This window comes from Dyella dinghuensis (genome assembly GCF_003977615.1).
Classification (GTDB): domain Bacteria; phylum Pseudomonadota; class Gammaproteobacteria; order Xanthomonadales; family Rhodanobacteraceae; genus Dyella_B; species Dyella_B dinghuensis.
On the sequence record NZ_RYZR01000005.1, the window covers coordinates 755663 to 779772 of the forward strand.

Here is a 24110-nt window from a genome sequence, read left to right on the forward strand (position 1 = left end):
GCGGCATCCATCGCAGCTTGACGACTGATGGAGTCGGCTTCAGCTGTCTATTTGAATGGCTTGGAGCAAACCTGTCGACAGCAATACGGCGCTGCTCATCGATCAAATCAGTAGAAAGACATACCCCTCGCCGTGAACCGCGGTCAGCGGCAACGGCACGCCAAGCACTCGCTGCGCTTTCTTGCGTAACCGGTGAATCAAGGAATCGAGGCGGTGCGGATCGAAGTCATAAACGTTAGCTGTCAGCGCCTTGATCAATTCATCGCGCGATACCGCTTGGTTGGGCTTTTCCAGCAACTTCGAGAGTAAGCGTCCCTCGGTCTTGGTGAGCGCCACCATGCCACCCGACGGGGAAAGCAGACACCAGTCGTCCGCATCCAGGCGCCAATGGCGCTGAGTCTGTGCCTGCGAAGCACGTAGCCGTCGCGCAACACTGTACAACGTTGCAGCAAGCAGATCGGTATCCACTGGTTTGGTGAGGTAAGCGTCCGCACCCTCCGAAAGACCTCGCACCCGATCGGCTGTGGTGTTACGCCCAGTCAACATGACAATACCCACATCGCTCATTTGCGCGCGGAGCTTACACGTAAGCTCGAAGCCGTCAGCATCCGGCAAACCTACATCGAGGATCAGAATGTCGGGCCAATGGGCCTGCGTATAGCGATCCAATTCTGCCGCAGAACCGACGGCGGTAATGTCAAAACCAAAACGCTGCAACTGAGGTACCAGCACACGGTCTCTCAGCAGCTCGTCGTCTTCGAGCATGAGCACGCGCAAAGGGGCTTTGACAGCATGAATCGAATTCATCTTTTATTTTCCACGCACAAGGCAGGCTACTAAGCATGCGAATCAAACCCTACCTTCCCTGTATGAAGCGCATAAAACCAAGCGCCAATTTAAATGAGCAAACTCCCAAGCAATTCGACGATAAACACGAACACGATCTTTAGTGTGTTGCGGGCTCTGACCAACTTGGTAGCCGAAAGCGGGCATTCACGACTTTACAAGAACAAACTCCAGACTTAACAACCTGAGATGCGGCAGTTCGTGTGACCTCGTGCATCAGGGATTCAAAAAGGCAAAGATTACTGCCCCTTTTGCACTGGCAGCAGCACTGCACTCCCTGCGTTGGTACCACGCATGACGCTCACCGTCTCTGCACGATAATCCTCCGGCTTGGCGAAGAAAATGTTCGGCACATAGGTTTGCGGATTGCGGTCGTACACCGGGAACCAGGTGGATTGAATCTGCACCATGATGCGGTGTCCGGGCTGGAAGACGTAATTGACGGGTGGCAGGCCGAATTTGTATTCCTGTACTACACCTGCCGGAATTGCCGAGGGTGATGCAAGATCCTGGCGATAGCGGCCGCGGAAAATATCCATGCTGATCGGCAGTTCGTAACCGCCCATTTCCGGCTGTTCGGCAAACGCTGGCGGATAGACGTCGATGATCTTCACCACGAAGTCGACGTCCGTGCCGGTTATTTTCGCGAAGATGTCCGCAATGGGATTGCCTTGCAAACGCACGGCGTGATCCAGTGGCGCCGTCTGGAAGGTGATCACATCGGGGCGACTGGCAGCGAAACGCTGATCGTGCAGTAACCAGGTGCTCCACTGCGCGTGATCGCTGAAGCGAACAGGCTGCGGCACGAAGGGCACCGGCTTGTCTGGATCGGACACATAGCTATCCTCGCCGTCCGCAGGACGATCGAAGCTCAACTGATGATTCGCGCCGAGATACATCGGCGTGAGGCGTTGCACACCCGGCCAATCCGATAGTGCTTCCCAGTGTTTTTCCGACGGCTCGAAAACCATCACGCGCGGCAACGGCTTCGCAGGCTTCTCGTCTTTCAGATACTGATCGAAGAACGGAATCAGGACATTCTTGCGGAAATCAGCCGATGTATCGCCGTTCCATTTCAGCGGGCCGAGCGATTCGCCCGCGCGATTGATCTGACTGTGGTACCACGGGCCGAGCACGAGATGATTGTTGGCGACGGCACCCGCCTTCTTGAGCGCTTCCCATGTGTGCACGGCGCCGTAGATGTCTTCCTGATCCCACAGTCCCTGTAGCCACATGGTCGGAACACGCGACGGGTGCGCAGCTTCCAGCTTGTCCAGCGCCTGCAATTGCCAGAACGCGTCGTACGCGGGATGCGCGGAGAGGCGGTTCCACCATGGCAGTTGTTGAAAGCCATGCGCCTCGGCGTAGACACCTGCGGCGCCGCCATTCAAGTAAGTCTGATAGTCGTCGTAACCGACGCGCGGCACCGGATCGGCCGCACCGGCAACGGTGCTTTGCTCGGTGAAGTAATCGAGATTGCCTTGGCGGAACGCGCCGTTATGGAACCAGTCGTCGCCGCGCCAGCCATCGACCATCGGACTTTGTGGTGCGGCAACTTTCAATGCAGGGTTCGGGCCGAGCAATGCCATCGCCACCGTCCAACCGTCGTAGGACGATCCGATCATGCCCACTTTGCCGTTGGATTCAGGCACATTTTTGACGAGCCACGCGAGCGTGTCATACGCGTCAGTGGTGTCATCGGTCGTGCTGGGATTGAGCGGGCCACGCGGCGGCCGCGTCATCACAAAATCGCCTTCCGAACCGTTTTTGCCGCGAATATCCTGCGATACGAAGATGTAGCCGTCGTCCACCCATTCGCGCAACGCCGACCACACGGCATCGCGCAGAACCGGAACGTTCTTGTCCACATCGTTCGATGCGCCATACGGCCCGCGATCGAGCAGCATCGGAAGATTTTTGGCGCCGTTGGGTATGACGATGATCGTGTGCAGCTTCACGCCATCGCGCATCGGGATCATCACTTCCCGGCGGACGTAGTTGTAAGCCGTCCTGGGTGGATTCCATGTCTTGGGGAGATCGCTGCCTTGCTGGATCATGTCCGGCGTCACGGCCGCGGACTGGCCGGCGAGAAGCATGGCGAGCGTTATGCCAAGTAACATCGTGAAACTCCCCAGTCGTTGTGCGGTGATGTGCGGGTCGCGTGATCATCGATAAGTAATGCGCAAGCCATTGGTATGGCAAGTGCCACACGTCGCGATGCGGCGGTAAAGCGATCTTTTCCGCTCGTCTTCTACTCAATTCGCCAATTGATCGACGACCATATCCAGCAGTGCGCGCAATCGGGCGAGGCGCCGCATATCGCGGTGATAACCAACCCAGACGTCGCGCGTGGGCGGCTCTTCGCCCAGATCGATGCGCTGCAGGTTGTCGATGGTATCGCCGAGCGGGCGCGGCAATACGGCGACCCCTGCACCCATGACACACATACGCGCCTGCACAGAGCGGGCGTTGCTGCGAAAGCCGACATGCGCATGCGGAAGCATGCGTTGCAACCACGCCACTTCGGGCATGCCGCCAAAAGCGACATTCATTACCAGCAACGATGCGCCGGTACCATCGCCGGTTTCCGGGCGCGGGTAATCTGACGCGATATACACACCGTAGGGCATACGCAAAAGCTTGCGCGAGACGACATCGGGTTCGTCGAACGGTTGAATGCGAAACGCCAGGTCCGCCTCGCGCCGCGACAGGCTGAAAAAGCGCGAATCGGTAAGCAGTTCGATGATCACGCGCGGATACTGTTTTGAGAACTCGGCAATGACCGGCGTCAGGATGTATTCGGCAAACCAATCCGACGAAGTGATGCGCAACATGCCATCGAGTTGCTGTTCCTGTCCGGTGAGTTGACGTTGAAAAGCGAGCGCCTCTTCCTCCATACGCTCGGCGTGACTGAGTACGGCAGCACCTTCGTCCGTCAACACGAACCCATCCTTGGTGCGCTGAAACAGCTGATGTCCCAGTGCCCGTTCGAGCGCCTGCAATCGCCGGCCCATCGTGGGCTGCGTTTGCCCCAGTTTGCGGGCGGCGGCGCCAAGCGTTCCTTCGCGCGCGATGGCCAGGAAAACGCGGAGATCGCTCCATTCCATCGGCACACCTCATCGCTAATAGTCCATGCAATTATGCATGGACGGAATGCATTTATTTTGATTTTCATACAAAAATAGTGAGCGTAGCTTAGCCATCAGTCCCCTGATTGCCGAGTGAGCCGTGACCAAGTCCACCTCCATGAAAGCCGCCGTGCTGGAAAACTACGGCGCCCCGTTTCGCCTGACCGACATCGCCCGGCCCGTGCCGCGTTCCGGCCAGGTGCTGGTGCGTGTCATGGCCAGTGGCGTCAATCCACTCGATCTGAAGATCCGCAGCGGCGCTGCCGAACACGCTCGGCATCCGCTACCGGCGATCCTCGGTATCGATTTGGCCGGCGTCGTCGACGCCGTCGGGCCGAATGTCACTGAATTCCGGGTCGGCGATGAGGTGTATGGCATGACCGGCGGTGTCGGTGGCGTTCAAGGATCGCTCGCCCAATACGCAGCGGTCGATGCGAGCCTGCTTGCACTGAAACCTTCTCATTTCAGTATGCGCGAGGCCGCGTCATTGCCGCTCATCTTCATTACGGCGTGGGAAGGTTTGATCGATCGCGCGCAATTGCGTGCCGGACAAACCGTGCTGGTGCAAGGCGGTGCCGGCGGTGTCGGAAGCATCGCCATTCAAATCGCGCGCGCGTTCGGTGCGACCGTCTTCGCTACGGGCGCGGCATCGCGCGCTGGCGTGATAGAACAACTGGGTGCCACGCCGATCGATCACCAGCAACAACAGGTCGAAGACTATGTCGCTGCGTATACATCCGGACGCGGTTTCGATGTCGTGTATGACACCGCTGGCGGCGCAAGTCTCGATGCTTCCTTCAAAGCGGTGTCGCGTTTCGGCCACGTCGTCAGTTCGTTGGGATGGGGCACGCATGCATTGGCGCCGCTGTCCTTCCGCGCTGCCACCTACTCCGGTGTGTTCACGTTACTGCCGCTGTTGACCGGCGAAGGCAAGGCGCATCACGGAGACATCCTGCGCGAAGCCACGCGTTTGGCCGAAGCGGGAATGATCAAGCCGCAGGTGGATCCGCACCCCTTCGCCTTGAACGACGTCGGCGCGGCGCACGCACTTATCGAGAAGCAGCAAGCGCAAGGAAAAGTCGTAGTCAGCATTCAACATTGACGCAAACGCGACACCTGTCGACACCGACGCGTTTATCGCGATCGGTTATCACCCTGCAAATCCACGAGGAGAAATCTCATGATGAACTGGCTTGAATACCGCAAGGAACTGATGGGCCGTATCGGCGAAATCGGCAAGCTGAGCCCCGATACGGTCGCGGGCTATCAAACACTGTCCAAGGCAGGTGAGAAGACCGGAAAGCTGGATGCAAAAACCCGCGAGTTGATCGCGTTGGCTGTATCGGTGACCACGCGTTGCGATGGCTGTATCACCGTGCACACGGGCGAAGCGCTGAAGCACGGCGCGACACGCGAAGAAATTGCCGAAGCGCTTGGCGTTGCCGTCGCACTGAACGCCGGCGCCACCCTGGTCTACTCTGCCCGTGTGATGGATGCTGTCAGCGAACATAGCGCGGCGACCTAAGCATTGACGTTACGCATATTGAAAGACCAGCACAACGAGATAGCGGCTCAGTAACCGCACGGTTGATGAGCCGCAGACACCAGCCACCGTTCGACAATGAAGTCGGATGCGAGTTTGACTTGAGGAAAATTGAGCATGCCCACGGCAAATTGGTTCGTAACCGGTATTTCGCGCGGGTTTGGCAAGACGCTTTGTGAGGAGTTGCTGGTGCGCGGCTACCGTGTTGTTGGCACAACACGAAATGGCTCGTCCGATATCACCCACGAAAACCTGATGGTGATGCAGCTTGACGTCACGGATGAACAGCAAACCGAACAGGTCATCAAGCAAGCAATCGAGAAAATGGGGCGCATCGATGTCGTCGTCAACAATGCAGGATTTGGCATGGTGGGCGCCGTGGAAGAAGTCTCGACGGAAGAAGCACAAGCGACGTTCGATACCAATTTCTTTGGCACATTCAACGTTATCCGTGCAGTAGCGCCGCACTTCCGCGCGAATCGCTCCGGCCACATCGTCAATTTCTCGTCGGTCGGCGGGATTACCGGATCGGCTGGATTCGGTATCTACAACGCCGCGAAGTTCGCCATCGAAGGCCTGTCCGAAGCGCTCGATCTCGAACTTAAACCCTTTGGCATCACAGTCACCATTGTCGAACCCGGCTACTTCCGTACTGAATTTCTTTCATCCGGCTCCATCAAAAAAGCCGCCAAGCTTGTCGATGCTTACGCCGACACCGTGGGAAAGGCGCGCAACAATGTTTCTTCCGCAAGCGGCAACCAACCGGGCGACCCGGCAAAAGCCGTTCGCGTGATCGTCAACGCGGTCGAATCGCCGTCGCCCCCGTTACGCTTGCCGCTTGGGTCAGATTGCTATGCCCGCATCGACGAAAAACTGGCGCGCCTAAAGCGCGATATGGACGGCTGGCGCGCGATGGCAACGGCCACGCAATTCGATCCATAACCATCACCCGAGAAACGCCCCCATGAACGCAAATGCGAGCGATATACCTGGCTATACCTATGGAACGTCCACCGTCGCCGCCTCGTCTGCAACGCTCGATGATCTACAGCGGCTAAAGATATCGGCCGGTTTCACTGAGGAAGACGCACGCTATCTGCGCACGGCCGGAGTCGTGCTGGAAGATCAAGTCGAGCGCATCGTCAATCACTGGCGTGCCGGCATCATCGCCGGCATTCCGCATCTCGCCCGGCACTCGCGAAACCTCGACGGATCGGCCAATCCCGATTATCTGGCGCGAAGTAATCGCCGTTTCCAACAATGGATTCTCGACACATGCTTGCGTCCTTACGACCAGGACTGGCTCAACTATCAACGGGAAATCGCCTTGAGGCATACCAGCGTCAAGAAGAATCAAACGGACCATGCCGATTCCACGCCCTTTGTGCCATATAGCGACATCGCCGCCTTCCTGGCCGTTCTCAACGACACGATAAAACCGTATCTGGAAGCCAAGGGCGACAACGAATCCGATGTTGCGCACATGCACAACGCCTGGTGCAAATCGATGCAGATCCAGATTGCGCTTTGGGCGAAGCCATACATGGAAATCGAAAGCGCCGGCACGGAATGGTGACAACGCCGCGTCTCGACGACTGCTTCCCGTTCCAGAACGGAAACATCCCAAGAAGAGATTGGCGCGCCCGGAGGGATTCGAACCCCCGACCAATGGCTTCGGAAGCCACTACTCTATCCGGCTGAGCTACGGGCGCGTGGTGTACGCACTGGCATAGGCGATCGGTGGATGCGCGCCAGGGCGGGCGGCAAGTATAGCGAAGTTGACGGGGGCCGCCCACGACTGCGTGTGCCGGCCGCCGCCGAGCCCTCTCCCGTTGCGGCGAGAGGGCTCTTGAGACCGTTGCTTAGCGGGCTTTGATCAGCTCGCTGAGCGTGTCGGGCTTGCTGGTATCGCGTTCGATATGCGGATATTTCAGACCGCCGTGATAGTCGATGCGCAGCGTCTTGTACTCGTTGAAGTTCTGCACGAGCAACTCGATCGGCTGATTGGTATCGGTGGCGGATGCCTTGACGGCATCGGTCATCACTTCCGGCGAATAAGCCTGACCGTTGACCGCGACAACTTTCATGCCCGGCGATAGACCGGCATTGAACGCAGGACCATCCCACAGCACATCGCCAACATTGCCATCCATACCCACCATCACGCCGAGCGAGTACGTGAAGTCGGCGGAGTGGCGGAACGCTTCCGCAGCCTTGATCGCGTCGGACGGCTTGTCGTTGTAGACAAGTTTCCAGCCGTGCGCTTCCAGGCCGCCAATCAGCGGACCGTGGCCGTCCAGACGCGTGCGCAGATACGGTTTCCAGTCAAACGGAGCGATGTCGTTGAGCGTTTTCACCACGTCATCGAAGGTATACGTATCGACGTCCCACGCACCCGGATTGACACCGAAGAACGCCTTGCCGAAATCGTCGATGGTTTTCTTGTTGTGCGTGAGTTCGCGCAGCTTGCTGTCGACATCGAGCCAGATCATTTCGCCGGCCGAGTAATAATCTTCACTCGCCTGATAGTTGCGATAAGGCAACGGGCGACGCAGTGCGATGGTGGGATCGTTCGTCGTGTCCTGCACGTTACGCCACGTCGCGAGGCCCGGACGACCCTTGTCGTAGGTGGCGGCGACGGCCGCGATCATTTCCTGATACTGCTTGTCGCTCCACAAACCCGAGCGCGCGGCCATCACCTGGCCCCAGAACTGCGTCTGGCCTTCATAGACCCACAGCAGGCTGTCGCCCATCGGTACGTTGAAGTTCGGTGTGGCGAGATCCGCGCCACGGCGATACTTGCCATCCCACGAGTGATTGAATTCGTGCGAGAGCAGATCGCGCATCACCCAGCTCTTGTCCCACTCGGTGAAGTAACCCGTCGGCGTACCGTCTTCGCTGGAACGATGATGCTCCAGACCGTTGCCGCTCATCTTCTCGCTGAGCGAGAACAGGAAGTCGTAGTGGTTGTAGTGATGCGCGCCGTAAAGCTTGTACATCTGCTGCACGAGCGCACGATGGATCTTCACCTGTTCGGGCGTGATTTCCAGATATTTCGGATCGTCGGCAATGACATCCATGTGCACGGGCGTGCTTGCACCCGGATCAAGATCGACGCTCTTGAAGTATTTGCCGGCGTAGATCGGCGAGTCGACGAGATCGTCGTAGTTGATCGACTTGAAGTGCACGGTGTCGCCGTCTTTCGAAGCGACCTCAAGCGCCGAACCGAACTGCCAGCCAGTTGGCAACTTCACGCTGGGATCGGTCTGGATCTGGCGCGCGTAGTAACCGGCCGGATACAGCGACACGGTGTTCCACTGCAGGTTGAGCATTTCCGGCGTCATCACCACACGGCCCTGGCGCATGTCCTGCGGCGACAGATATTGGAAGTCGACTTCCACCGACGTAGCGCCTTGCGGCACATCGACCTGGAAGGCATAGACGTTGTACTGATCGCGCACCCATGGCAGCGTCTGGCCATTGGCCTTCACCGTCAGGCCGGCGAACTTGTCGATCGGGCCCGTCGGCGAATGATTGCCAGGAATCCATTGCGGATAGAGCAAGGTCAGCGGACCCGGCGCGGCCGGCACCACTTCATGCACGCGAAACACGCGATGTGCGAGGTCGGTGGCATCGACATCGATCTTCAGCGTCCCTGCGCTGTACGGCACGTTCTGCGGTGCGGGAGTGTCATCCGCAGAAACTGAAAAAGCGACGCATCCCAGCAAGGAAGCTAGGACGGCGGCGGCGAGTGGCGTGGGTTTCAAGGTGGTCTCCTGGGGTGCGGCTTACGCCGCCAACATGAATGTGAAGGCGGCTTGAGACCACGATGCTAGCCATCTGAACAGCCTGCGCCCCCCTGCCAGAGGTCACACGCAATGCGCTGATACGCCTTGTCGCATCTATCGCGCAGCCTCTCTGGGCCTTTCCTCACAAAACTGAACGGCGACTTCCACGCGAAGCTGGCCGAAAGTTTGGTGCAAGAGGACTGTTACAATGTCGTTACACCGCGTATCCCCGCGCGGTCCCTCGTAGCGACTTCCCCATCGCTGCGACGGCCTAATAAAAAAATGGAGTCCTCCATGAATAAGCTCGCCCTCTCGGCCGCTATGGCCGCCCTTGCCCTGTCCCCCGTGCTCAGCCAGGCCGCCCATGCGGACGGCACCGCCAGCACTGCCACTTACGGCTCGAACATCAATCCGAACTGGCAAGACAACTTCTTCGTCGCCGGCCAGCTTGGCCAGTCCCAGTACCGCGTGGACAGCGACACGCTGAACCACGATCACGGCGTGTTCCAGAACGTCCGTTTCGGCTGGCGCTGGAATGGCCTGATCGGTCCGGAAATCGGCTACGTGTACCTGGGTCAGCCCAAGTGGTCTGACGGTTACAGCCAGCTCTCGGTCAAGCCGCGCGCCGCCACCGTTGGCGTGAACGGCAAGTACAACTTCTACCAGAGCTGGTTCGTTACCGCGCACGCCGGTTACATGCGCTCGCAGACCAAGTTCGACGCCATCGGCGCGTTCGGCAGCGACCGTTACAAGACCTGGAACAGCGGTCTGTACGCCGGTGTGGGCGTTGGTTACGACGTGACCAACAACTTCAGCCTGGCGCTGAACTACGACAACTACCGCCTGCAGTCCGGCAACGGCACCAGCTTCGACACCATCGGTGTGCCGCATGAGCGCGCCAATGTGGCTGCGTACTCCGCCTCGGTGGAATACCGCTTCTAAGCCAGCTCAAAGCCGTTATAACTGCCGGTTATAACGACGGCCTGACAAGGTCCCCCGAGGCAACTCGGGGGACTTTTTATTTGTGCTCATCGGGCGGCATATCGAGCCTAAAGTTCGCCCCGGTCCCGCCGATACACCAATCAACACGCTTTCGCGTGGCACCTCGGCCTAAGGACTGACATATGAAAAAGCTACTCGTCGCGACCTTGCTGATGGTCGCACCAATCGCCGCCCAAGCATGCGCCCCTACCGATTTCACCATTCAGGACGTGAAGGTAAGCGCCGTTGGTTCGGGCGTCGGCACCCGCCTGAGCGTCAAGGGCAAGTTGGTCAACAACTGCTCCGCCGCTGCCGCTGCCCAGGTTCGCGTCGACGCGAAGGACGGCACCGGCAACGTGCTCGCCTCCAAGGCAGGCTGGCCCGCCGGTACGACCAACCTCAGCCCTGGCCAATCGGTCGATTTCGACCTTGGCCGCATGCTTCATTACCAGACCGACATGCAGAGCTACTCGCTCACCGTGGTCGACGTTCGCGCCTGGTAACCGATTTTCCCAAATGCGTGTGTGAACCTGCCGGCGAGCCTCACCTCGCCGGCTTTTTTTATGCGCGATGCCCTAGCGCCGGGCCTACATATGGCCCATGATCAGCGCGTTGCGCCTACACAGATAAGTGCAGTAGGTCCCTTGATGCGTCTGCTGCGGGGGTAGAGGGGTATGGGTCGAGAGTTGTGGGACAAGTATTGGGTTAGACAACTCGCTCTGGTGATCGGTTATGTGATCACCTATCTGTCGATCCGTGACTTCTCAACATCAAGTTGGCCAATTACGACGCCGCTGCGTTTCGCCTGTCTGTTATTCCTACCCTATCGCTACTGGCCGCTTTTTGCGGGAGTGGACTGTGTTGCCCAATCCTACGTTGCTTATGAGTGTGTTGACCGGTTCGGCATTCTTTGGTCGCTTACGCAGTTAGTCCCGTACAGCGCCATTTCCATGCCCCTTGTATGGTGGTGCCGCGAAAAGCTAAACCTATTTCCCAGTACGCAGCTAGTTAACTTCAAGGCGTTGCTGATATGCACGGTAGCCGTCTCACTGGCATGGGATGCTCAAGCTGTTTTGAGCGGAGCCTGCGGCCAGGTGAACGGACATTGGTTTGTTATCCCATTCATAGACGTGCCAGAGGGATTTTTAGGTAGATACATCACGATTGTTGCCTTAATGCCCTGGGTATTGATGGTTCGTGCCGAATACCTTTCCGAAGAACCCTGGCAACGAAGATTGCGCAAAGCAGCGAAGGAGTTATTAGCGGTCGATACCTTGGCTCTTTTGTTATCCACCGCATTATTTGTTTACTGGCTTTATCTGCATAGCGAAGAAGAAGCCAGAAAACTTTCCTACCTAGCCGCCTTTTTGCCCATCGCGTGGTTAACTCTAAAACCAGGCTGGAGGGCAGCTGCGCTTGGCGGAACACCGGCCATTCTATGCGTTGCCTCCCTTCTGCAATACGACACTGCCGAACTGAACATAGAAACAGAAGCGTTTATCGCCTTCGTTGTGACGTGTCTATTCACACTAGGGGCGCGCATTACCGCGCAAAGCTTGAAAGAAGAACAGGATCGCCTGGAAGTTGAACAGGCTCTGCAGCTGGCGCGCCAAAGCTTTCAACTAAGTGAAACGCGGATTAAGAAAACAGCTCAAGCCTTGCAAGTCGCGGGTACTTCGTTGCAATTGACGCAACATCAATTGCTGGATCGTGTTCACGATGTACTTCCTGAAAGCGAAGTGCAGCGCTATTACCGCCAAGCCGCATCCATGCAGGACCACGTCAATCGACTGGTTGATAGCATGTATCCCTCCGCATGGCGTCAGCGCGGTTTGTCGGCTGCCCTGCACGAAACGATTGCCGATGCTCTGCGTGAAGCCGCCATCAACTATCGTTGCCGCATAAGAGGCCCGCTGGACGACCTGACGCCCGCCATACATGCGGCTATTTACCGGCTTGCCTGCGAATCGGTAATGCACATCAATGGACAACTTGTTTGCTCAAGCATTCGGCTTGGCGTTCGCAGTGGCGCGACGGCAAACGGCTATTGGGTTGCCCTGCAGGTGGAAGGCAAGCTTGATAACAGTCACATCAACGATGCGATGTTCGATACAACCGAGCGTGACATGCTCGGATCGCGGCTTGGCGCTTACGGGCTTGGGCTGCTCGCCCTGCGCAACCATGCGCGCCTATTTGGTGGCGAGCTGCGCAGCAAAGTCACTGAAAACGGATTACGTCTCTCGTACATGCTGGTCGACGTTATCAATCGGCCCATGGAGCAACTCACGGCGCCGCAACCATGGACTGCCTGAGCTCGGATACCTGAATCCAGGTGCGTTAAGCTCAATGCAAGGTAAAGAGCTTATCGAACCCGGCAACACGGAGCGTTCCACGCAATGCCGTATTCGCATTGACGATGCGAATCTCCGAACGATCGCCACCGGCATGCTCACGCAGTAAGAGCAGCATGCCCAATGCCGAACTATCCATGCTGTCGACGTCGCCAAGATCGATCACGTAGCTGCGCGACGGTTTACGGCCGCCCAGGCACGCTTCGTGAAATTGACGATGCACGCTGAAATCGAAATTCGTGCCGAATTGCAGGGTGACGCAATCTTGTTCGGTATCGTGTTGAACGTTGAGGCTCATGGCAGTCTCCCTTAGAACAATTCGATTTCGCCGGCGTCCATCGTGTTCTGCAGCGCAGGACCACGGGAGCGGATGCGGGCCTTTTCGCGTTGCAGCGCCAGACGCTCGCGCACACGCTCGGAATGCTGGCGAAGTACCTGTGCATCGACCGGGCCGCAGGCCAACTCTTCGATGTCGCGCGTGGTTTCCGCTGCAACGCCCTGCAGCTCGACCAGGCGCGTGCGCGTCTGATTGAGCAACTGGCTGAGAATGTCTTCGAACTGCAGCGAGCGAATCGTGGTGGAAACGTCGTTGCCCAAGCCGCGGTTGATTTCGACCACCTGATCGGCCACGGCGCTGGTGCGCGCATCGCTTTCCGTCACGTGAGCCATCATCGCGTCAATGCCGCCCTTTGCGGACAAGGCCACGTTCAAATCCTGCGAGGCCAATTCGCCGATCAGGCCACGCACCTGCTCCATCGCAATACGTGCGCGCTCCACGTGACTGCCGATCTGCTCGTTGAACTGATTGGAATGGCTGGCGAGGTTGCGGATTTCGCCCGCCACCACCGCGAAGCCGCGCCCGGCTTCACCGGCACGCGCCGCTTCGATCGCGGCGTTGAGCGCCAACAAGTTGGTTTCTTCAGCGATGGTGTTGACGTTCTTCAGCAACGCGAACACCGCATCCATTTCCTTCGACATGCCATCTATGCGGTAAACGATGCGCAGGCTCTCGCGCGACAGCTGCACGATCAACCCCACGAAATGTTCCAGCAGATCGCCGGTACGCGCCGCGAAATCCTGCACGGACACGCCGCCGTTCTGCACATCGATGATCTGCTTGAGCAAGGACTGCTGCATGCCGGTCTTGTGTGACAAGCCATCGAAGCCGCCACCCAATTCCTTCACGGCGTCGCCCAGAAGATCCAGTGCCTGATGCAGCTCACGCGAAGCATGACCCAGCTCATCCACCAGAGCACCACGCACATCTTCCAGCGCCTCGCGCACGGGTGTGTTGTCGGGACCGGCCGATGTTTCCACGACGACCGAAGGCACTGCCATGCGGCGGCATTCGTAGATCCACACCGCACAGAGCAACGTGACGAGCACGGGCGCCATCCATGCCGGGTTCCAGACCAGGCACAGGACGAGTGCCACCAGACTGGCGCCGATGCCAATCAGCGGGCGGGATGCGGAATTGTTGAACATGTTTGTGGACATAAAAATGTTCCGATGCATCAAGACGCGGCGCGACGTGCGCCGACGATAGGTTGTTGTGCAAGAAGCAACAGACGTGCAGCCACGCTTTCCAGCGGCAGCTTCTCGTCGGCGGCACCGAGTTTCCACGCCGCGCCAGGCATGCCCCACACCACGGAGGTCGCTTCATCCTGCACGACCGTCGGCGCGCCACATTCACGCAATTCGAGCAAGCCGCGCGCGCCGTCATCGCCCATGCCCGTCAACAATGCGCCGATGGCGGCGGCACCGACGCTCGCGGCGACCGAACGGAACAGTACATCCACGCTCGGTTTGTGCCGGTTGACCTGTGGACCGTCATGCAGGCGGCATACGTGCTTGGCGCCATCCCACATCACAAGAAGATGCTGACCACCCGGCGCGATATACGCGTGGCCCGGCTGAATCGGTTGATTGTCCCGCGCTTCGCAGACACGCATCGCCGAACACTTGTTCATGCGCTCGGCGAACGCGCCACTGAAAGCGGCAGGAATGTGCTGTGTAATGACCATCGCGGGTGCATCTGGCGGCATCGCCTCGAGCAACACGCGAATGGCCTCGGTACCACCGGTCGATGCGCCCACCGCGATGATACGGTTGCTACCGCGCGTGCCCGGACCTTGCGAGCGCGGCAGTACCGCATCAGCGGTATGCCGCGGCGGCACGTCCAGTTTTTGCACGGTCGTATAAGCGCGCGGACGCGTAAGCGCAGCGAGCTTCACCTTCGCGCAGATCTCGCCCGCGGCGTCGGCAAAGCTGTTCGCCAGATCGTTGGCCGGCTTGGTGAAGAAATCCACCGCACCGATTTCAAGCGCGCGCAGCGTGACTTCTGCACCACGCTCGGTCAGCGACGACACCATCACCACCGGCATCGGACGCAGGCGCATCAGGTTTTCAAGAAACGTCAAACCATCCATGCGCGGCATTTCGACATCGAGCGTCAGCACGTCAGGATTGAGCTGCTTGATCTTTTCGCGCGCGATCAACGGATCGGCAGCCACACCGACAACCTCGATGCCGGGGTCGGAATCGAGCATAGCCGACAACAGCTTCCGCACCAGGGCGGAATCGTCGATCACCAGTACGCGCACTTTACTCATTGCTACTTTCCTGCCTTTGCCTGTTGGAGAGGGACGAGAGATGAGCAGCGAGGGCACGCCACTCGCTCTGGCAAGCCCCCTGTAGCTGACATGCGCGCTGCACCCTCGCTACTCATGTCTCGCCCCTGGTACATCAAAACAACTCCACTTCACCCTTTATCGGATCGTTCGCCAAACGCTTGAGATACTGCTGCTCGTTGGCGGCCAGCTCGTTGTCGCGCGTGGTGCGCAACTGACGCACGCGCACGCGGCCACTCACCGGGAAAAACTGCAGTTGACGCGGGTAGATGTCGCCGACATCCGCTGCCCTCAACTTCAACCCTTCCGCCTCCAGATACCGTCTGACGAAGGAGACATTGCGCTGACCTACATCGGTCATATGCGTCAGCACACGGCCACCGCCGAAAATCTTCACCGAGAAATTTTCGCGTCGGCCGCCGGCTTTGAGGATGGCGTTGATCAATTGCTCCATCGCATCGCTGCCGTAACGCGCCGCACGTCCTACTGCCGATGACCAGCTGTCACGCTCGCCCACCGGTTCGGGCAACATGAAGTGATTCATGCCGCCGATACCGCGCTCCGTGTCGTGAATGCATGCCGATACGCATGAACCCAGCACGGTGGAAATCATTTCTTCCTGCGTGCTTACATAAAACTCGCCGGGCAAAACCTTGACGGTCATGCAGCGCTGCGTGGCATCCCAAAAACGGCGTAAGTGTTCAAAGCCCGGCAAAACAACTGAATTCTTATCTGGCGCAATCGCAACGCCAGCCATAGGTGCTGTCATTATTTGCACTTCCGATAAACCGTACGGCCAACTAAATCGAACGAATCGCTAAGGCCGTACATCGATTCGGAGTGCCCCAGAAATAAATAGCCTCCTTGCTCCAACAAACCGGCGTAACGCTCGAACAGGCGCTGTTTGGTCGGCTTGTCGAAATAAATCACTACATTGCGGCAGAAGATCGCGTCGAACGGACCACGCATCGGCCACTCATGCAAAAGATTCAACGGTTGAATGGTGACGAGCTCACGCAACCGCGGATGGACACACGCGAGGCCTTCATACGTACCCTCGCCTTTCAGAAACCAGCGGTTGCGACGTTCCTCGCTGATACCGCCCATACGCTCAAGCGAATACGTGCCTGCGCGCGCCGCACCCAATGCCTGCGGCGAAAGATCCGTCGCCAGGATGCGTGCATCGACCTTGCTGCCCGTTCGCTCCAGCGCTTCGGCCAGCACCATCGCCAACGCATACGGCTCTTCGCCAGTGGAACATCCGGCCGACCAGATGCGCAGGCGGTCGCTGCTGCGCTTCTTTTTCTCGATCCAGTTCGGCAACAGTTCGTTGGCCAGCAAATCGTAGTGATGCATCTCGCGGAAGAACGAGGTGACGTTGGTGCTGATCGCACTCGCCAGTTCGCCCAACTCGGCATCGGGATCGCTGCGCAACAGATTGACGTACTCATCGAATCCGTCCAGTCGCAGCGCCCGCAAGCGACGCACCAAACGACCCTGCACCAATTGACGCTTATGTTCGCCAAGCACGATGCCGCAGTGCTTGTAGACGAAGTCGCTCAGAAACGCGAAGTCTTTGTCACCCAGCGACCATCCGCTTGCGACCGCCGCAGCGCCGCACGAATCGTCATCATGCATGCGTGCGGCCATCGGATCAGAACTCCTTCCAGGCGCCAGCGTCGGCCGTTTCTACGGGACGCGCTGCGACTTTGGGCGTGCTCTTGCGTACTGCGGCGAACACGGCTTCGGCTTCTTGTGCGACGGCCGTGGCCACCGCTTTTGCCGGTGCTTTGTTCGTCGTACCGCTAATCTGGAAGAACGCGACTTGCTGCGACAGTTCGTCGGCCTGTTCGTGCATGGCGCGCGCCGCGGCGGAGGCTTCTTCGACCAGTGCCGCGTTCTGCTGCGTCATTTCGTCCATCTGCGACACAGCGTTGTTGACCTGATCGATACCTGCCGACTGCTCCTGGCTGGCCGCAGCGATCTCGGCGACGATGTCCGTCACTTTCTTCACGCTATCGACAATGTCGGTCAACGCCTTGCCGGTCTGATCTACGAGGTCGGTACCCGTGCGAACCTTGTTCGCGCTTTCATTGATGAGCTGCTTGATTTCCTTTGCCGCACCGGCGCTGCGCTGTGCGAGGTTGCGCACTTCGGTGGCGACCACTGCGAAACCGCGGCCCTGTTCGCCCGCACGTGCCGCTTCCACCGCCGCATTGAGTGCGAGCAGGTTGGTCTGGAATGCAATCTCGTCGATCAAGCTGACGATGTCGGAAATCTTGCGGCTGGAGTCGTTGATCTCGCGCATGGCCGTAACGGCCTGTGCAACGACGTCGCCGCCACGCTCGGCCTGCTCGCGAGCACCACGTGCAAGCTGATCCGCATGGCTAGCGTTTTCGGCGTTTTGCTTCACCGTCGAGGTCATTTCTTCCATCGACGATGCGGTTTCTTCCAGGCTGGAGGCCTGTTCCTGCGTACGCTGGCTGAGATCGTCGTTGCCGCGCGCAATCTGCTGCGCAGCGGTGCTCACTGCATCGGAACCATGACGCACGTCGGCGACGATTTCGACCAGACGCTCGTCCATGGTGCGCAGCGCGGAGAGCAGCTTCGCCAGCTCATCATTGCCTTTGACGACAACCTCATGACCCAGCTTGCCCTGCGAAATCTCGTTGGCGAGGCTCATGGCATAGCTCAACGCGCGGCTGATCGAACGAACCAGCATCGTCGAACGCAACAGGGCAAACAGCAAACCGATGAACAGCGCAGCGAAGGTGATCATGCGGATGCGCTGATAGCTCTTCACCTGATCCTGGAAGATCTGGTTGGCTTCCGTCCGCTGCGCGTCGACAACCTTCGAAAGCGCATCCTGACGTTGCATCAGCAGCGGACGCATTTCCATTTCGATCGTATCGGAAGCGGAACCGTCGCCGGCTTTGATTGCATCCATCACATCGCCGCGTGCCTGGTCGTAATCTTTGTCCGTCGAGTGATAGTCCTTCATGGCAGCGGCCAATGCCGGACTCATTTGAACGGCGTCCAGGCGCTTCTTGTAGTCGTTCAATTCCGCCATATAACGATCGGCTTCGCCGACTTTCTGCTTGATCTGGTCGGCTTTGCCGGTCAGCGCAGCGGCTTCGCTCATCGCGAGGAAGTACTTCAGCGAGTTCGTGCGGATGTTGTCGACGTATTGCGACGGCACCAGTTCGTTCTCGTAAATGGCTTGCGTGCCGGCGTTCTGGCGCGACATCGCAAACAGGCCGATCACCGCACCGGCGACGAGCATCACGCAGAGCAAGCCAACCAGCATGATCAGGCGTGCGCGGATGGTCAGTGACGTAAACTTGAATTTGGGGAAGCGCAGTTTCATTGTTTTATTCCTTAGGCCACGGCTTTCACGTCATTAGCCGCGAGCGCGGCCTCCAGCATCTGCGCATCCTGCGGTTGCAGCAGTTTGTCCGCATCGAGCAGCAAGACCATGCGCTCGCCCACGGCGGTCAGTCCTTTCAGGTATTCGGTGTCGACGGTGGTGCCCATGTCCGGCACTGGGCGCATCGCATCGCTCGCAACGTCGATCACGTCGGAGACAGCATCCACAACGACGCCGAACTGGCGGCCCGCGACCGTGACGATCACCGTGACAGTCGTGGCGTCGTATTCCTCGCGTGCGAGTCCAAAGCGCAGTCGCATGTCGATCACTGGCACGATCGCACCGCGCAGGTTCAAGACGCCCAGCACGTAGTGCGGCGATTGCGGAATGCGCGTCACCGGTGTCCAGCCACGAATTTCGCGCACCGACAGAATGTCGATGCCGTATTCCTCGTGAGCGAGGTTGACGGTGAGGTACTGCGCCTGGGGTCCCGTGCCCCGCGTTTGGTCTGACATGTTCGCCTCGTCGTTGGAGCATCCCCGGATGCTCCCGTTCGAAAGAATGGATCGGCGGTTTTGCTTGAAACTTGAGCGAATAACCCAGTGAAAATCAGAATTCCGACCACTCGCCGGCCACCGCCAGGGGTCGCGCCGCAGGCTGTTGCGGGCGCTGGGAAGGCGCGGGTTTCCGGGCGGCGGAACGGGCCGGTTGCGGCTTGTTTTCAGGGGCGGCCTCAAGCCGGAAATAGCCCATCTGGGCATGCAGCAGACTGGCCTGCTCCTGCATGGCGTGGGCCGCCGCGGCGGCCTCCTCGACCAGGGCGGCGTTCTGCTGCGTCACCTCGTCCATCTGCGTGACCGCGCGATTGACCTGATCGATACCGGCGGACTGTTCCTGACCGGCCGCCGCCAGCTCGTTCATGATGTCGGAGACTTTCTTGACGCTGCCGATGATGCCGACCAGCGCCTGCCCGGATTCATCCACCAACACGGAGCCGGCCTGGACTTTCTCGACGCTGTCGTTGATCAGCGCCTTGATGTCTTTCGCCGCGCGCGCACTGCGTTGCGCCAGATGGCGTACCTCGCCAGCGACGACGGCGAAACCGTGTCCCTGTTCGCCTGCGTGAGCAGCCTCGACCGCGGCATTGAGCGCCAGCAAATTCGTCTGGAAGGCGATTTCATCGATCAGGCTGACGATGTCGGAAATCTGCGCGCTCGCTTGTTGGATCGCTTTCATCGCGGTGCTGGCACGCGCGGCCACATCGCCGCCGCGCTCGGCTTGCGCGCGCATGGCGACGGCCAGCTGGCTGGCCTGGCTCGCGTGATCGGCGCTCTGCTTCACGGTCGCCGTCATTTCTTCCATCGACGACGCCGTTTCTTCAAGGCTCGACGCCTGTTCCTGCGTGCGCTGGCTCAGGTCATCGTTACCGTGGGAAATCTCTTGTGCAGCAGACGTCACCGCCTGCGCACCTTCCTGCACCTTGCTGACGATGTCGGTCAGCTTTCCGCGCATGCGCAGCAACGCATCCATCAGGCTGCCTGATGGTGGTACATACTGCGCATCGTCACCGCGCAAATCGCCGCTGGCGATGCGGCCGGCCATCGCCAGCGCGTGGGCGGGCTCACCGCCGATACTCAACCGGATACTTCGCATCGATTCCCACACCACGCCGATCACCAGCAGGGCAACCAGCAACGCGCGCAGCAGGCTGCCGATCAGCATGTGCTGAAATTCGGCGTCGATATCGACAAAGTACGCACCCGCTGCCACGTGCAGATCCCACGGCTTGAACCAGCTCGTGTAGGTGATTTTCAGCGTGTCGCCCTTGCTGCCCGGCATGGGCCACATATATTCGGTCAGGCCATGGCCGTCGCGCTGATCGGCGGCGAGCATGTCGCGATACATGAATTTCCCGGTCGAATCGGCTTCGTCGTGAATGCTCTTGCCCACACGCTTCGGCATGACTGCGTGCATGCGCATGACGAGACTGGAGTCGAATGCATAGACATACCCCGCACCGTCGTTCCAGCGCATCGCCGACACGACAGCGAGTGCGCGTTTTTTCGCTTCGTCCTGACTGAATTCACCCGCGTTGGCGCGATCGGCGAAGCTCTGCATCACCGCCGTGGCCGATGCCACCTGATCGCCAAGCGAACGTTCGCGCGCCTCCATCTGCAAACGGCGGCTAGCCACGGCGGACATCACCGTCAACGTCAGCAAACCTGCAACAACGATGACGATAACCAGCCACACGCGTGCCGCGAGACTCATTCGACCTAACATTTTCAGCGGGGAATTCATAAACGGGCCTTCACATCACTTCAGGGGTACACGGCGCTTGCTTGTTCTTTCAGGCGCAGCCGCACGTCACCGTCTGGCGCGGTTGCGGCCTGATATCGGTAAGAGGCGGCGCTTTCCTGCGCCGCCTGGAGAGAGTGCTTAGGCTGCCTTTCGGCGGCTTTGCATGCGAATAAGACCGGCAACGTCGGTAATCAGCGCAACCGAACCATCCGCAAGAATGGTGGCGCCCGAAATGCCGTCGACGCGGCGATAGTTCGCTTCGAGCGACTTCACGACAGCTTGTTGCTGACCGACCAGTTCGTCGATAAACAAACCTACCTGAGCACCGTCCGATTCGACGACAATCACCAAACCTTCTTCGATTTTCTGTCGCGCATTCGCGCAACCGAATTGCTCGTGCAAGCGAATGATCGGCAGATATTCGCCGCGGAAACGGAAGAGTTCGCCGCCGCCGGTAACCGTACGTACGGCGTCAGCGGGCAACTGGATGGATTCGACGATCGATACCAGCGGCACGATGTAGCACTCATCGCCCACCGACGTGGTCAAGCCATCGATGATGGCGAGCGTGAGCGGCAAGGTGATTGTGAAAGTGGTGCCAGCGCCAGGACGGCTCTTGATCGCCACACTGCCGCCAAGATCCACGACATTGCGGCGAACCACGTCCATACCCACGCCACGGCCGGACAAATCGGTGGTCACGGCGGCGGTCGAGAAGCCCGGCTGGAAGATCAGTTCGCCCACTTCTTCGTCAGTGATGTTGTCGCCGTTTGTGATCAAGCCTTTTTGCACCGCCTTGGCAATGATGGCCTCGCGGTTCAAACCGGCGCCGTCGTCGACGATTTCCACCACGATGGAACCGCCGCGATGGAACGCTTCCAGGCGCAAGGTGCCGACATCGCCCTTGCCCGCAGCACGGCGTTTTTCCGGTATTTCCAGACCATGATCGATCGCGTTGCGCACCAGATGCACGAGCGGATCGCCGATTTTTTCGAGCACCGTCTTGTCGAGCTCGGTATGTTCACCGACCAGATCCAGCTTCACCTGCTTGCCGAGTTTCTGGCTCAGATCGCGCACCAGACGCGGGAAACGGTTGAACACCGAACCGATCGGCAACATACGTATGCCCATCACGCTTTCCTGCAAGGAACGCGTGTGGCGTGCGAGCTGCGCGAGACCTTGCTGAAGCAGCGCGAGTCGCGACGGATCGAATTCTTCGCGGAACTGATCAAGCATGGCTTGCGTGATGACCAGCTCGCCCACCAGGTCGATCAATCCATCGATCTTGTCGATGGCAACGCGCACGGAGCCGGCGTCATTGCTGCTTGCCGCAGCGGCACGCGCGTTACCCGATGGCGCATTCGCCGCAGCCGGAGCGGCAACCGCCTCAGCCACCGGCGCAGCGGCTGCAGTAGCGAGAGGCTCAACGCTCAGATCGCACTCGTCTTCCACCCACTCGAACACGCCCGCAATCGCTTCACGCGTGGCCGAACCGGTCAGTTCGATGCGCCAGCCGAGATGGCATTCGGTTGGATCCAGCGCTTCCCATACGGGCAGTCGATCGTAGAGCGCTTCGACGTTGAGCTGACCCAGCGCGGCGAGTTCGCGCAACAGGCGCAGCGGCTCGTTGCCGCCTGCGAGCATGCTTTTGTGCGGGCGGAACTGAATCACCCAACCACTGGAAGCCGTCGATTTTGCCGCCGCTTTCGATGCCGCAGCCGGCGCGGAATGCCCCGCCGCTGCCGCCAATTCCTGCTTTAGCGCTTCGCTTTGCGCATCGGCAAGCGGTTGACCGTTCTGCGCGCGATCGAACATGCCACGCAGGCAATCCACCGTACGCAGCATCAATTCGACAATCACTTTGTCGACAGCGCGACGGCCTTCGCGGACCTGATCGAGCAGCGATTCGGCTTCGTGCGTGAATGCCGCCATTTCGGGAAAACCGAACGTAGCGGCACCGCCCTTGATCGAGTGCGCCGCACGGAAAATGCTATGCACCAACTCCGCATTGCCGCCCTCATCCAGCGCAAGCAGCGCCGTTTCCATCGCGTCCAGCCCTTCCAGGCTTTCTTCGAAGAACACTTTGTGAAACTGCGCGATGCTGATCGTGCTCATGAGGGCTTTCGACTCTTTTGATGGTGACGCTTAACCAAGTACGCGACGAACGGTTGCCAGCAACTGTTCCGGATCGAAGGGCTTCACCAGCCAACCGGTTGCACCGGCAGCCTTGCCTTCCATCTTCTTGTCCGTGTTGGACTCGGTGGTGAGCATGAGGATCGGCACACCTTTGTAATCGGCGCGCTGACGCAGCTCACGCACCATGCTGATGCCGTCCATCACCGGCATGTTCACGTCGGCCAGCACGAGGTCGAAACGCGAGGCTGCCGCCGTATCCAGCGCAAGCTGGCCATTTTCCGCTTCGCTCACGTCATAACCGGCACTACGCAGCGTGAAAGCCACCATGCCGCGCATCGACGCCGAATCATCTACCGCAAGAATCTTTGCCATTTTCCACCTCAGTTCAAGCCGGCTTCTTCGCCGGCAACGCTAATGTTTGTGCCAGACCCAACTGGCTCGCTGCGTCGTACAACGGTGCACTGACACCCGCCCACTGCATGGCATGCCCGCGTTTCTCAAGCTCGCGCTGATACACGACAAGCAATTGCAGCGCGGCCGTATCCACACGGTCCACCTTGGAACCATCCAGCGTGATCTGCGGCGCATCCAGCGAGGAGGAAAGTTGCCGATACAGATCCCCCACGTCGGCGATGCGGCTATCGGGCGGCAAGCCTATTGCCGCACCCATGGCCGATGCCGCATCGCCTTTGCTCTTCGTACCCATAAAAGTGCCCTCGCCGGATGAGCCCGTTGCAGGTTTTATCGGCACGTTGAGGGGTAGCTTTAGTGAGTTTTGTGTGTATTGGGTTGGGATTTTTGGGGTGTGATGTGGCCGTCCGGGTGCGCGCCTGCACGCTTGGCGTTTTCTCCGAGCTGGCCAGCCTTAGCTCGTCATCCCAGCTCCTCATCGTCATCCCAGCGAAGGCTGGGATCCAGTGACTGTATCGTCCCGTTGATGCCTTATCGCCAGTGTGCTCGCCTGCGCGGCGGGCGTTTCGTGCCTCTGCCGAGGCCCGAGTCACTTTTCTTTGTTGGCCCAAAGAAAAGTAACCCAAAG

Annotated in this window: 22 protein-coding genes and 1 tRNA gene; 7 read left to right on the plus strand and 16 right to left on the minus strand. The window is 59.2% G+C overall.

The window, feature by feature from the left end:
* Window positions 1–102: 102 nt before the first annotated feature.
* The 3 genes from EKH79_RS10945 to EKH79_RS10955 form a co-directional block, all read right to left on the minus strand.
* A complete protein-coding gene (locus EKH79_RS10945; RefSeq protein WP_126673814.1) occupies window positions 103–807 on the minus strand; it encodes a response regulator transcription factor in 705 nt (234 codons plus the stop codon).
* Window positions 808–1085: 278 nt separating this feature from the next.
* On the minus strand, window positions 1086–2966 hold the full coding sequence (locus tag EKH79_RS10950) for a CocE/NonD family hydrolase (RefSeq protein WP_126673815.1): 1881 nt from the start codon (window positions 2964–2966) through the stop codon (window positions 1086–1088).
* A gap of 135 nt (window positions 2967–3101) precedes the next feature.
* Window positions 3102–3953 (minus strand): LysR family transcriptional regulator, encoded by an 852-nt coding sequence (locus EKH79_RS10955; RefSeq protein ID WP_126673816.1) that lies wholly within the window; start codon window positions 3951–3953, stop codon window positions 3102–3104.
* A 121-nt stretch (window positions 3954–4074) separates the two neighbouring features.
* On the opposite strand from EKH79_RS10955, the gene EKH79_RS10960 reads away from it, so the two are divergent.
* The 4 genes from EKH79_RS10960 (at window position 4075) to EKH79_RS10975 (ending at window position 7093) form a co-directional block, all read left to right on the plus strand.
* The gene (locus tag EKH79_RS10960; protein ID WP_126673817.1) at window positions 4075–5076 is read left to right on the plus strand and encodes a zinc-dependent alcohol dehydrogenase family protein; all 1002 of its coding nucleotides are present in this window, start codon (window positions 4075–4077) and stop codon (window positions 5074–5076) included.
* A 78-nt stretch (window positions 5077–5154) separates the two neighbouring features.
* Complete coding sequence (locus tag EKH79_RS10965) at window positions 5155–5499, plus strand: carboxymuconolactone decarboxylase family protein (RefSeq protein ID WP_126673818.1); 345 nt, start codon at window positions 5155–5157, stop codon at window positions 5497–5499.
* Between the two features lie 135 nt (window positions 5500–5634).
* On the plus strand, window positions 5635–6459 hold the full coding sequence (locus tag EKH79_RS10970; RefSeq protein ID WP_126673819.1) for an oxidoreductase: 825 nt from the start codon (window positions 5635–5637) through the stop codon (window positions 6457–6459).
* Between the two features lie 22 nt (window positions 6460–6481).
* Window positions 6482–7093 carry a protoglobin domain-containing protein gene (locus EKH79_RS10975; protein WP_126673820.1) on the plus strand — a complete coding sequence of 204 codons (612 nt, stop codon included), beginning with the start codon at window positions 6482–6484 and terminating at the stop codon, window positions 7091–7093.
* A 59-nt stretch (window positions 7094–7152) separates the two neighbouring features.
* Here EKH79_RS10975 and EKH79_RS10980 read toward each other — a convergent pair.
* Together EKH79_RS10980 and EKH79_RS10985 are read right to left on the minus strand one after the other, a co-directional pair.
* A tRNA-Arg gene (locus tag EKH79_RS10980) sits at window positions 7153–7229 on the minus strand.
* A 150-nt stretch (window positions 7230–7379) separates the two neighbouring features.
* Window positions 7380–9284 (minus strand): M61 family metallopeptidase, encoded by a 1905-nt coding sequence (locus EKH79_RS10985; RefSeq protein ID WP_126673821.1) that lies wholly within the window; start codon window positions 9282–9284, stop codon window positions 7380–7382.
* Between the two features lie 315 nt (window positions 9285–9599).
* Between EKH79_RS10985 and EKH79_RS10990 the strand changes: the two genes are divergently transcribed.
* From EKH79_RS10990 to EKH79_RS11000, 3 genes are all read left to right on the plus strand, one after another.
* On the plus strand, window positions 9600–10247 hold the full coding sequence (locus tag EKH79_RS10990; RefSeq protein WP_158621230.1) for an outer membrane protein: 648 nt from the start codon (window positions 9600–9602) through the stop codon (window positions 10245–10247).
* A gap of 182 nt (window positions 10248–10429) precedes the next feature.
* Window positions 10430–10789 (plus strand): hypothetical protein, encoded by a 360-nt coding sequence (locus tag EKH79_RS10995; protein WP_126673823.1) that lies wholly within the window; start codon window positions 10430–10432, stop codon window positions 10787–10789.
* A gap of 171 nt (window positions 10790–10960) precedes the next feature.
* On the plus strand, window positions 10961–12598 hold the full coding sequence (locus EKH79_RS11000; RefSeq protein WP_126673824.1) for a hypothetical protein: 1638 nt from the start codon (window positions 10961–10963) through the stop codon (window positions 12596–12598).
* Window positions 12599–12629: 31 nt separating this feature from the next.
* Here the strand turns inward: EKH79_RS11000 and EKH79_RS11005 are convergent, their stop codons facing one another.
* From EKH79_RS11005 to EKH79_RS11055, 11 genes are all read right to left on the minus strand, one after another.
* The gene (locus EKH79_RS11005) at window positions 12630–12935 is read right to left on the minus strand and encodes an STAS domain-containing protein (RefSeq protein ID WP_126673825.1); all 306 of its coding nucleotides are present in this window, start codon (window positions 12933–12935) and stop codon (window positions 12630–12632) included.
* Between the two features lie 11 nt (window positions 12936–12946).
* Window positions 12947–14134 carry a methyl-accepting chemotaxis protein gene (locus EKH79_RS11010; protein ID WP_233590273.1) on the minus strand — a complete coding sequence of 396 codons (1188 nt, stop codon included), beginning with the start codon at window positions 14132–14134 and terminating at the stop codon, window positions 12947–12949.
* 17 nt (window positions 14135–14151) lie between these two features.
* On the minus strand, window positions 14152–15249 hold the full coding sequence (locus EKH79_RS11015) for a protein-glutamate methylesterase/protein-glutamine glutaminase (protein ID WP_126673826.1): 1098 nt from the start codon (window positions 15247–15249) through the stop codon (window positions 14152–14154).
* Window positions 15250–15382: 133 nt separating this feature from the next.
* Window positions 15383–16036: a chemoreceptor glutamine deamidase CheD gene (gene cheD, locus EKH79_RS11020; RefSeq protein WP_325050598.1), complete on the minus strand. Its 654-nt coding sequence runs from the start codon at window positions 16034–16036 to the stop codon at window positions 15383–15385.
* Window positions 16036–16917, minus strand: a complete 882-nt coding sequence (locus EKH79_RS11025) for a CheR family methyltransferase (RefSeq protein WP_126673827.1) — start codon at window positions 16915–16917, stop codon at window positions 16036–16038. Before EKH79_RS11025 ends, cheD begins: the two co-directional genes overlap by 1 nt.
* Before the next feature lie 4 nt (window positions 16918–16921).
* Window positions 16922–18634: a methyl-accepting chemotaxis protein gene (locus tag EKH79_RS11030; protein ID WP_126673828.1), complete on the minus strand. Its 1713-nt coding sequence runs from the start codon at window positions 18632–18634 to the stop codon at window positions 16922–16924.
* Window positions 18635–18645: 11 nt separating this feature from the next.
* Window positions 18646–19149: a chemotaxis protein CheW gene (locus EKH79_RS11035; protein WP_126673829.1), complete on the minus strand. Its 504-nt coding sequence runs from the start codon at window positions 19147–19149 to the stop codon at window positions 18646–18648.
* Between the two features lie 94 nt (window positions 19150–19243).
* Window positions 19244–20905, minus strand: a complete 1662-nt coding sequence (locus tag EKH79_RS11040; RefSeq protein ID WP_233590275.1) for a methyl-accepting chemotaxis protein — start codon at window positions 20903–20905, stop codon at window positions 19244–19246.
* Between the two features lie 168 nt (window positions 20906–21073).
* A complete protein-coding gene (locus EKH79_RS11045) occupies window positions 21074–23050 on the minus strand; it encodes a chemotaxis protein CheA (protein WP_126673831.1) in 1977 nt (658 codons plus the stop codon).
* 30 nt (window positions 23051–23080) lie between these two features.
* Window positions 23081–23443, minus strand: a complete 363-nt coding sequence (locus EKH79_RS11050) for a response regulator (RefSeq protein WP_126673832.1) — start codon at window positions 23441–23443, stop codon at window positions 23081–23083.
* Between the two features lie 13 nt (window positions 23444–23456).
* Window positions 23457–23777: an STAS domain-containing protein gene (locus EKH79_RS11055; protein ID WP_126673833.1), complete on the minus strand. Its 321-nt coding sequence runs from the start codon at window positions 23775–23777 to the stop codon at window positions 23457–23459.
* Window positions 23778–24110: the final 333 nt, after the last annotated feature.

Bases quoted from the DNA above. Each gene is read 5' to 3' on its own strand.
- EKH79_RS11045 (WP_126673831.1), bottom strand. From the start codon at position 23,050: ATGAGCACGATCAGCATCGCGCAGTTTCACAAAGTGTTCTTCGAAGAA.
- cheD (WP_325050598.1), bottom strand. From the start codon at position 16,036: ATGACAGCACCTATGGCTGGCGTTGCGATTGCGCCAGATAAGAATTCA.
- EKH79_RS11010 (WP_233590273.1), bottom strand. From the start codon at position 14,134: ATGTCCACAAACATGTTCAACAATTCCGCATCCCGCCCGCTGATTGGC.
- EKH79_RS10965 (WP_126673818.1), top strand. From the start codon at position 5,155: ATGATGAACTGGCTTGAATACCGCAAGGAACTGATGGGCCGTATCGGC.
- EKH79_RS11030 (WP_126673828.1), bottom strand. From the start codon at position 18,634: ATGAAACTGCGCTTCCCCAAATTCAAGTTTACGTCACTGACCATCCGC.
- EKH79_RS11025 (WP_126673827.1), bottom strand. From the start codon at position 16,917: ATGGCCGCACGCATGCATGATGACGATTCGTGCGGCGCTGCGGCGGTC.
- EKH79_RS11000 (WP_126673824.1), top strand. From the start codon at position 10,961: ATGGGTCGAGAGTTGTGGGACAAGTATTGGGTTAGACAACTCGCTCTG.
- EKH79_RS11055 (WP_126673833.1), bottom strand. From the start codon at position 23,777: ATGGGTACGAAGAGCAAAGGCGATGCGGCATCGGCCATGGGTGCGGCA.
- EKH79_RS10950 (WP_126673815.1), bottom strand. From the start codon at position 2,966: ATGTTACTTGGCATAACGCTCGCCATGCTTCTCGCCGGCCAGTCCGCG.
- EKH79_RS11015 (WP_126673826.1), bottom strand. From the start codon at position 15,249: ATGAGTAAAGTGCGCGTACTGGTGATCGACGATTCCGCCCTGGTGCGG.
- EKH79_RS11050 (WP_126673832.1), bottom strand. From the start codon at position 23,443: ATGGCAAAGATTCTTGCGGTAGATGATTCGGCGTCGATGCGCGGCATG.
- EKH79_RS11035 (WP_126673829.1), bottom strand. From the start codon at position 19,149: ATGTCAGACCAAACGCGGGGCACGGGACCCCAGGCGCAGTACCTCACC.
- EKH79_RS10955 (WP_126673816.1), bottom strand. From the start codon at position 3,953: ATGGAATGGAGCGATCTCCGCGTTTTCCTGGCCATCGCGCGCGAAGGA.
- EKH79_RS10970 (WP_126673819.1), top strand. From the start codon at position 5,635: ATGCCCACGGCAAATTGGTTCGTAACCGGTATTTCGCGCGGGTTTGGC.
- EKH79_RS10975 (WP_126673820.1), top strand. From the start codon at position 6,482: ATGAACGCAAATGCGAGCGATATACCTGGCTATACCTATGGAACGTCC.
- EKH79_RS10945 (WP_126673814.1), bottom strand. From the start codon at position 807: ATGAATTCGATTCATGCTGTCAAAGCCCCTTTGCGCGTGCTCATGCTC.
- EKH79_RS11040 (WP_233590275.1), bottom strand. From the start codon at position 20,905: ATGAGTCTCGCGGCACGCGTGTGGCTGGTTATCGTCATCGTTGTTGCA.
- EKH79_RS10995 (WP_126673823.1), top strand. From the start codon at position 10,430: ATGAAAAAGCTACTCGTCGCGACCTTGCTGATGGTCGCACCAATCGCC.
- EKH79_RS11005 (WP_126673825.1), bottom strand. From the start codon at position 12,935: ATGAGCCTCAACGTTCAACACGATACCGAACAAGATTGCGTCACCCTG.
- EKH79_RS10990 (WP_158621230.1), top strand. From the start codon at position 9,600: ATGAATAAGCTCGCCCTCTCGGCCGCTATGGCCGCCCTTGCCCTGTCC.